The organism is Methanobrevibacter sp., assembly GCF_045577275.1.
Lineage (GTDB): Archaea > Methanobacteriota > Methanobacteria > Methanobacteriales > Methanobacteriaceae > Methanobrevibacter.
The window spans coordinates 1-2987 of the sequence record NZ_JAZNIB010000054.1; the positions used below are offsets into that span (position 1 = coordinate 1).

The window sequence follows — 2987 nt, forward strand, 5'->3', positions numbered from 1 at the left end:
AGACATTGGCGTAGACATCAAGAAAGAGCCAATGGAAGTTGCACCTACCGCACACCATCATATGGGTGGTGTGAGAATCAATGAAGACGGCCAATCCACTGTTGAAAACCTATTTGCCTGTGGTGAAGTCTGTGGAGGAGTTCACGGTGCTAACCGTCTCGGTGGAAATGCATTGGCAGACACTCAAGTGTTCGGTAAAAGAGCAGGATTTGCAGCTGCCCTTGCATGTGATTTGACTAACATGCAATACAATTTCACAGCTGTTGAAGAAGAGAAAGACAGAATTGAGTCATTGATGAAAGAAGGTTCTGTAGATCCAATAGCTATGAAGAAGGAAATTCAGCAATTGATGTGGGAGAAAGTGTCAATTGTAAGAAATGAGCAAAACCTAAAGTCCGCTCTTGAAAGACTTCTTGAAATGAAGGATGAATTGAAAGACCTCAATGTTGATGAGAGAACTCAATTCAATGAATCACTCCTTACTGCCCTTGAAGTAATCAATATGGTTGAAATCTGTATCCTTATCGTAAAATCTGCAATACTCAGAAGAGAAAGTAGAGGAGCACATTTCAGAGAGGATTTCCCAGAGACTAATGATGAGCTTTGGAAAAAGAGCATTGTCATGGGACCAAACAAAATCAGATTTGCTAAACGCTGATAAATTTTTAAAAATTTATCAACCTTTTTTTATTTTTATGGAGAATTACCTCCACTTTTTTTATCTTAGAAACAATAATTCGCATTGTAATTAACTATTTTTTTAAGAATATTATTATATTAATTTAACTACATAAAATTGATTAAAACTGTTAAATCGACCTAATATTAGTAAATTGATATTAAATTAAAAAAATAAATTCAAAAATTAGTTAAATTAATAAATAATTAGTTTTAAACTAATATTGGGCAATTCTAAAATTGGATAGTTTATCTAGGGCTACAAATTTTTTCAAGCAGGGGAAAAAATACACAAACATGCTCCTGACTAAAAAACAGGAGGTGGTTCTATGGTGGATGAAATTTTAAAACTAATACACATAATTAGTTTAATAAATAGAATTCACATTACATTTTGTATAAAAATTAATTGATTTCAATAATCATTAAATACCAAGTAATTTAAATTAATCCATTTTAGTCTTGCCTAGAAGGTTTTTCTTCTAAATATAAAAATATTTATATATTTAAAAAAACTATATTCAATTAAGTGTTTGTGTATCAATCTCACTATGAGATTGATTTTTTCCTGCTAGTGGAGATTTATCTCCACTTTTTTTATCTTGGAAAAAATAGTTCGTATAAGATAGAATAATTTATGTGAAAACTTGTTTTAAAAAAAATGAAAAAGGGGAAATTAAAGCTTTTGAGTGTTTAGAACCAACTTCAATAAGGATTTTTTCAAGACTTTTCTCTCATCCTCATCGATTCCATCCATTACTGTATCTTCCCAATAATCGATGTATTTCAATATCTTATCGGTTCTTTTAATGCCCTTATCAGTTAATTTCACTAATTTTCTACGTCTATTAGAGGGATCTTCAATTCTTTGGATAAGACCGGCTACTTCAAAACGCCTTAGAAGCTTTGCAGTGTAACCATCACTGATCTTAAATAGATTCACCAATTCCTTTTGAGTTCCTTCAGTAGAAAATCGTATTCTGAGTAAAAAAGGAAGTTCAACTAAACTGATGTCTTCATCTACAAATTCATCATCAATGTAATTTTTAAAGCTTCCTACCAATTCCTCAACAAAGTGATAAATTCTAATATCTTCAGGATTTTCATTAATAAACTGATTAGGTAATTCCATATTTACACCAATTCTTAAACACTATAGCTTTTTCTCTTATACAAACTATGTTTTTCAATCTATTTAAATATTTTCATTAGATAACTGTTTCCTTAGGAAAGATTTATATATTATATCAAATATAATATTTTTAAAAATATATTAAAAATTTAAGATAATATTATAATCTAATTAAAATGGTGACAATTATGAGCGATGTTATGTTTGGATTTGGAGCTATGAGATTGGATTTGGAAGATGAAAACAATCCAAGTTCCATAAATTACGATGATGTTACAGAGATGATTGACTATTACATGGATCAAGGGTTCAACTACTTTGACACCTCATATGCATACCACAATGGTGCTTCAGAAGCTGCCTTAAAGATTGGACTTGTAGAAAGATATCCGAGAGAATCATTTAAGATAGCTGACAAGATCCCTACATGGGCTTTAACTAACGAAGCGGACAATCAGAAATTCGTTGATATAATGCTTGAAAGATTAGGAACAGATTTCTTTGATGTATTGCTAATCCACAACATCAATGAAGCATTCCTTCAAATAGCTGAAAACTGCAATACCTTTGATTACATCAAAAGAATGAAAGAGGAAGGAACAGCAAAGAAAATAGGTATCAGTTACCATGACAGATCAGATCTACTTGAAGAGATCCTGGAAAAATATGGTGATGCAATAGATGTAGTGCAACTTCAATTGAACTATCTCGATTGGGAAAGCAAACTTACCGAATCCAGAAAGAATTATGAAATCTGTGAAAAATACGGCAAGGAAGTAATTGTAATGGAACCAATAAAAGGTGGAACCCTCTACAATTTGCCTGACGACATTAAAGAAAAATTCGAAAAAGAGGGCATGACACTTGTTGAAGCGGCATTAAGATTTGCAGCAAGCCATGAAAACGTCAAAGTGGTTTTAAGTGGTGTAGGAAACCTTGAACAGATGAAAGAGAACTGTGAAGTATTCAAGCCATTTGAACCTATGAGCGAAGAGGAAAATGAATTCGTGCTTTCAATGGCAAATGAAATCAAGGAACTCATTGCAATAGACTGCAGTTACTGCGGATATTGCCTAAAGGAATGCCCAGCAGGAATCCCTATACCTGATTTCTTTGAATTGTACAATAGTGAAAAGATGTATTCACTTCCTTCATTGCATGCAATCTATGGAACAAC

General features: G+C 32.2%; 3 protein-coding genes. 2 read left to right on the forward strand and 1 reads right to left on the reverse strand.

What is annotated here, in order from left to right:
* Nucleotides 1–658 (forward strand): FAD-binding protein (locus ACKI67_RS01770; RefSeq protein ID WP_407461680.1); only part of this gene is annotated, 658 nt, incomplete at its 5' end.
* Nucleotides 659–1354: 696 nt separating this feature from the next.
* On the opposite strand, the gene ACKI67_RS01775 is transcribed toward ACKI67_RS01770, so the two are convergent.
* On the reverse strand, nucleotides 1355–1810 hold the full coding sequence (locus tag ACKI67_RS01775) for a MarR family winged helix-turn-helix transcriptional regulator (protein WP_407461681.1): 456 nt from the start codon (nucleotides 1808–1810) through the stop codon (nucleotides 1355–1357).
* Nucleotides 1811–1998: 188 nt separating this feature from the next.
* Here ACKI67_RS01775 and ACKI67_RS01780 point away from each other — a divergent pair.
* The coding region (locus tag ACKI67_RS01780; RefSeq protein WP_407461683.1) for an aldo/keto reductase at nucleotides 1999–2987 on the forward strand (989 nt) is incomplete at its 3' end.

Coding starts and splice junctions, on each gene's coding strand:
- ACKI67_RS01775 (WP_407461681.1), bottom strand. CDS start 1,810: ATGGAATTACCTAATCAGTTTATTAATGAAAATCCTGAAGATATTAGA.